The organism is Bradyrhizobium sp. (assembly GCF_049581145.1).
Classification (GTDB): domain Bacteria; phylum Pseudomonadota; class Alphaproteobacteria; order Rhizobiales; family Xanthobacteraceae; genus Bradyrhizobium.
This window is the reverse complement of record NZ_JBAURI010001010.1, coordinates 1-4,891: the sequence shown is the minus strand read 5'-3', so window position 1 is coordinate 4,891 and position 4,891 is coordinate 1. Positions and strand designations below refer to the sequence as shown.

6 protein-coding genes are annotated in these 4,891 nt (G+C 63.6%); all 6 read right to left on the bottom strand.

Annotation, left to right across the window (positions count from 1 at the left end):
* On the bottom strand, positions 1 to 151 hold a 151-nt coding region (locus WCB02_RS32835), incomplete at its 3' end, for an SDR family NAD(P)-dependent oxidoreductase (RefSeq protein ID WP_423964914.1).
* 56 nt (positions 152 to 207) lie between these two features.
* Positions 208 to 1,722 (bottom strand): amidase, encoded by a 1,515-nt coding sequence (locus WCB02_RS32830; RefSeq protein WP_423964912.1) that lies wholly within the window; start codon positions 1,720 to 1,722, stop codon positions 208 to 210.
* A gap of 37 nt (positions 1,723 to 1,759) precedes the next feature.
* Positions 1,760 to 2,470: an ABC transporter ATP-binding protein gene (locus WCB02_RS32825; protein ID WP_423964909.1), complete on the bottom strand. Its 711-nt coding sequence runs from the start codon at positions 2,468 to 2,470 to the stop codon at positions 1,760 to 1,762.
* A complete protein-coding gene (locus WCB02_RS32820) occupies positions 2,467 to 3,192 on the bottom strand; it encodes an ATP-binding cassette domain-containing protein (protein WP_423964907.1) in 726 nt (241 codons plus the stop codon). The genes WCB02_RS32825 and WCB02_RS32820 overlap by 4 nt, the downstream gene beginning before the upstream one ends.
* 5 nt (positions 3,193 to 3,197) lie before the next feature.
* A complete protein-coding gene (locus tag WCB02_RS32815) occupies positions 3,198 to 4,274 on the bottom strand; it encodes an ABC transporter permease subunit (protein WP_423964905.1) in 1,077 nt (358 codons plus the stop codon).
* Positions 4,271 to 4,891: ABC transporter permease subunit (locus WCB02_RS32810; RefSeq protein ID WP_423964903.1), on the bottom strand; the 621-nt coding region annotated here is incomplete at its 5' end. The genes WCB02_RS32815 and WCB02_RS32810, both read right to left, overlap by 4 nt.

Sequence of the window (4,891 nt, the reverse complement as noted above, 5' to 3'; positions counted from 1 at the left end):
GCGCCTTGACGACCTTGGCCACGTCGTCGGCGCTGCGCGAGCAGATCGCGACATTGGCCCCTTCGGTCGCAAACAGTTCGGCGATCGCCAGACCAATGCCCTTGCTGCCGCCGGTGACCAGCGCGTTCATGCCTTTCAGTCCGAGATCCATTGCCGCCTCCTCAAAAAAAGCGCGGCCTGCCAGGACACGGCAGGCCGCTTGATCAACTACATCTTGGTCCAGTCGCCTGCGCTCTCGAACGCCGCAGCGGCGCGATAGATCGTCGGCTCGTCATAGTATTTTCCGATCAGCATCAGGCCGATCGGCAGGCCCTCGCTCATTCCGCAGGGCAGGCTCATGGCCGGATGGCCGGTCGCGTTGAACGGCGCCGTGTTGGGAACCATTTCGAACGCGCGCTGGATGTAGAGTTCGCGCGACGCGTCCGGCGGCGGGATCGGCGTCGCCTTCATCGGCAAGGTCGGCATCAGCAACAGATCGTAATTGGCAAGCGCCGCGTCATAGGCCGCGCGCAGCTTGCGGTTCAGGTTCTGCGCCTTGGCGTAGAAATGGCCGCGATAATGCTTGGTGAAATATTGCCCCAACAGCATCGTGATCTTGAGGCTGTCGGAGAGTTCGTCCGCGCGCTGCTTCCAGCCGGAATGGGCGTCGAGCAGGGTGGTATTGTAGAGACCGCGCCAGTTGGTCCCCATGCCGTTGCCCTTCATCATGAATTCGGTGGCGCCTTCGGCGGCGATCGGCAGCCAGATCGCGGGCGCGACCAGATGCATCGGCACCGAGATCTCGTCCACGGTTGCGCCCATCTTCCTGAACAGATCGGCACCGGCCTTCACCTTGGCGTCGACATCGGCCTCCGAACTCGGCAGGCCAAATCCCTCCCTGACCACGCCGATGCGCAAAGCCCGGACGCCACCGTTGAGCGCCTCGGTATAGTTGGACACTTTCGGCGTGCCTTGCCGCGGATCGAGGCCGTCGGCGCCGGCGAGCACCTCGAGCAGAAGCGCATTATCACGGACGTTACGGGTCATCGGACCGGTATGATCGATGGTGAGCTCGATCGGCATCACGCCGGTATAGGGCACCAGGCCATGCGTTCCCTTCATGCCATAGGTGCCGCTGAATGATGAGGGGATGCGGATCGAGCCGCCCTGATCGCCGCCGATCGCCATGTCGGCCTCGCCGGTCACCACCACGACCGCGCTGCCGGACGACGAGCCGCCGGCCGAATAGCCCATCTTGTGGGGGTTGTGGACGGGGCCGGCGGCGCAGGTGTGGCTGCCGCCGGAAAAACAGAAATACTCGCAATGCGTCTTGCCGACGATGGTGCCGCCGGCATCCAGGATCCGCGTCACGATGGTGGCGTCGGTATCCGGAATGTAGCCTTCGAGCGTCGAGGCGCCGTTCATCATCGGAACGCCGGCGAGGCAGACATTGTCCTTCAGCGCGACCTTCTTGCCGGCGAGCTTGCCGCTCGGCGCGCCCTTGATCTCGGTCTTGACGTACCAGGCATTGTACTTGTTCTCCTCGCCCTCGGGGCGATAGCCGGGCGTCCGCGGATATTTGACCGCCGGCACATAATCCGGCATCGCGTCGACGGCGTCATAGGCCAGGTAATTCGCCTGCATCAGAGCGTCGTAGGATTTGAGCTCCTCCTCACTCATATGCATGCCGAGATCCTCGGCGACGCCGCGCAACTGATCGAGAGTGGGTCGTCTGACTGCCATGGCCTGGTCTCCCTGATATCAGCCCGCTGGATCGGGCTTACGTGGTAATTCCGATGAATTCACCGACAAGGCTCGCATTATGGAGATCATCCGGCTGCACTTCCCGGGTGATCGCGCCCTTCTGGATGATCAGGATACGCTGCGACAGCGCGGCGATGAAATCGAGATTTTGCTCGACCAATATCATCGTGAGACCGCTTTTGTCGCGCAGCCGCAGCAGGGTCTCGACGATCTCATCGATGATCGAGGGCTGAATGCCCTCGGTCGGCTCGTCGAGCAGAACAAGACGCGGCTTGCCGCAGAGACAGCGCGCAATGGCCAAAAGCTGCTGTTCGCCGCCGGATAGCGCGCCGCCGGCGCGATCCAACAGCCGCTTCAGCCGGGGAAATTCCTCGAGCACCGTTGCGATGGTCGCCTGCTCGGCACCGGCCTGCTGCTTGCTGCAGCCCATGCGCAGATTGTCGTAGACCGTCAGCGCCGGGAAGATCTCGCGGCCCTGCGGCACATAGCCGAGCCCGAGCCGGGCGCGACGGTAGGGCTCGGCCGAGGTGACGTCGCCATCGGCGAAATGGACGCGGCCGCCGGTCGCCGGCAGAAATCCCATCAACGCCTTCAACAGTGTCGTCTTGCCCATTCCGTTATGGCCGAGAATTCCGACGAACTCGCCTTCCTTCACGGCGAAGCTGACGCCGTTGAGAATCGGGATCCGGCCATAAGCCGCGCGCAAGCCCTGCACATCGAGCATCATGCGGCCGCCGCCTGTTTGCCGAGATAGATGTCGCGCACCTGCGGATTGCGCATGATGTTCTCCACCGTGTCCTCGACCAGCACGCTGCCCTGATTGAACACGGTAACCTGCTTGGCGATCATGCGGATGAACTGCATGTCGTGCTCGACCACGATGAGCGCCTTGCTGCGGTTGATCTCGCGTACGAGTTCGGCGGTCTTGAAGACCTCGTCATGGGTCATGCCGGCCGCAGGCTCGTCCAGCAGAATGAGCTCGGGATCGGTCGACAGCACGAGCCCGAGTTCGACCCATTGCCGCTGGCCATGCGCGAGCTGGCCGACCAGCCGGTCCGCCACATGGGCCAGGCTGATCCGCTCCAGCATCTCCTCCACGAGTGCGCGGGTTCGCTGCCTTGAATGCATGCGGCTTGCCGCGAGCCAGATGTTCTCGCGTACACTAAGACCGTCGAACACGCTCGGCACCTGGGTCTTGATGCCGATGCCAAGCCGGGCGATCTGGTGCGCATAGGCGCTGGAGATGTCCTGGCCGCGGAACAGCACCTGGCCCTGGCTCGGCGTGAGCTGGCCGGTCAGCATCTTGAAGAAGGTACTTTTTCCCGCGCCGTTCGGTCCGATCAGGCAGCGCAATTCGCCTTCCGCGAGGGTGAAGTCGACGTGACGCACGGCGTGAACGCCGCCGAACTGCATGCCGAGATCGCGGGTTTGCAGAAGTGGCTCTGCCATCGTCCCTACTCCGCCGCGTTCGCTTCAAAGCGTTCGCGTTCCGCGATCCGCCGGCCGCGGAAACGCAACAGCGATTGTCCCCAGTCGGCCAAGGTCGGCACCAACCCTTTCGGGACCAGCAGCACGAACGCGATCAGGATGGTGCCGAGTACCAGCGGCGCATTGGCGAAGATCTTGGCCCACCAGTCCGAACCGCCGCTGGGCTGGTTGGCGCCCAGCGCCGTGCTGAGCCACTGGATGCCGATGCAGCCGACGATCGGACCGATCAAGGTGCCGCGGCCGCCGACGATCACCCAGATGATGATCTGCGCCGACTGCGCCAGCCCGAAGATGGTGGGACTGACGAAATTTCCCCAATTGGCGAACAGGCAGCCGGCGAAACCGGCCAGCGCCCCGCCGATGGTGAAGGTCGCAAGCTTGTAGGCCCGCGGATCATAACCGAGAAGCTCGGCGCGCCGTTCGTTCTCCCGGATACCGACGATGATGCGGCCGAAGCGGCTGGCAAGCAGCAGCCGCAGTCCGAAATAGGTCACGAGCAGCGAGCCGGTCGCAAGATAGAACATGCCTTCGAGATCGATTGCGGCCGTCCTGTCGCCGGGGATGTTGAGCGGCGGAATCCCGGGAATGCCGTTGAAACCGCCGAGCCGCGCCGTGCCGATATGAAATTCCGGGCCGGCCGTGGAATTCACCAAATTGAACAGGATCAGCGTCACCGTCAGCGTGATCACGCCGAGATAGACGTCGCTGATGCGGCCATAGAACATGAAATAGCCGAGCAAGGCCGCGAACGCGGCCGGCAATGCAATCGCCAGCAGCAACGGGACGGTGCTTTCGCCAAAATTGAACATCGCGATCGCGTAGGTATAGGCGCCGAGGCCGAAGAAGGCGGACTGGCCGAAACACAGGATGCCGCCATAGCCCCAGACCAAGGCCAGGCTGAGCGCCAGGATCGCCATCACCATATAGACGGTGAGCTCGAGCACCATATCGAGATCGGCGAATCGGGGCGTCAGAATCATGAAGGCGATGCCGATCACGGCGACCAGCCCGAGGCCGAGAAAATTGAGCGCGCGTCCGTTCACAGCCCCCTCCTGAAGAAGCGGCCGGTGATGCCCTGCGGCAGCAGGCGGATCAGGACGATCGCAGCGGCAAGCAGCGCCACCTCGCCGAACACAGGCGTGGTGGCGAAAGTGGCGATCTGATTGATGGTGCCGAACAGCGCCGAGGCCGACACCGTCCCGCTCAGAATGGCCGCACCGCCTCCGATGACCGTGATGAAGGATTTGGCCACATAGGCCACCCCGATGGTCGGAAACACGCCGGACACCGGCGCCAACACCGCGCCGGCCAGGCCGGACAAGGCCGCGCCGATGCCGAAGGTGACGGCATAGACGCGCGGCGGATTGACGCCCAAAGCCGCGGCCATGTTGGCGTTCTGCATGGTGCCGCGCGCAATCAGGCCGAGGCGCGTCCAGCGCAGCACGGCGAAGATCAGCGCGAGTTCGACCACGGCGACGGCGATGACGAACAGCGTATAGCTGCTGATGCGATAGGCGCCGATCTCGATGCTGCCGAGGGGAGCCGAAATGCCGACGGTCGTGTTGCCGAAGACCGCAGTCGTCAGCCCGACCAGGAACAGGCTGAGGCCCCAGGTCGCGAGCATGGTATCGATCATGCGGCCATAGAGGAAGCGGATGAT

Excerpts from the sequence above, each read along its gene's own strand:
- WCB02_RS32830 (WP_423964912.1), bottom strand. The coding sequence starts at position 1,722 with ATGGCAGTCAGACGACCCACTCTCGATCAGTTGCGCGGCGTCGCCGAG.
- WCB02_RS32825 (WP_423964909.1), bottom strand. The coding sequence starts at position 2,470 with ATGATGCTCGATGTGCAGGGCTTGCGCGCGGCTTATGGCCGGATCCCG.
- WCB02_RS32820 (WP_423964907.1), bottom strand. The coding sequence starts at position 3,192 with ATGGCAGAGCCACTTCTGCAAACCCGCGATCTCGGCATGCAGTTCGGC.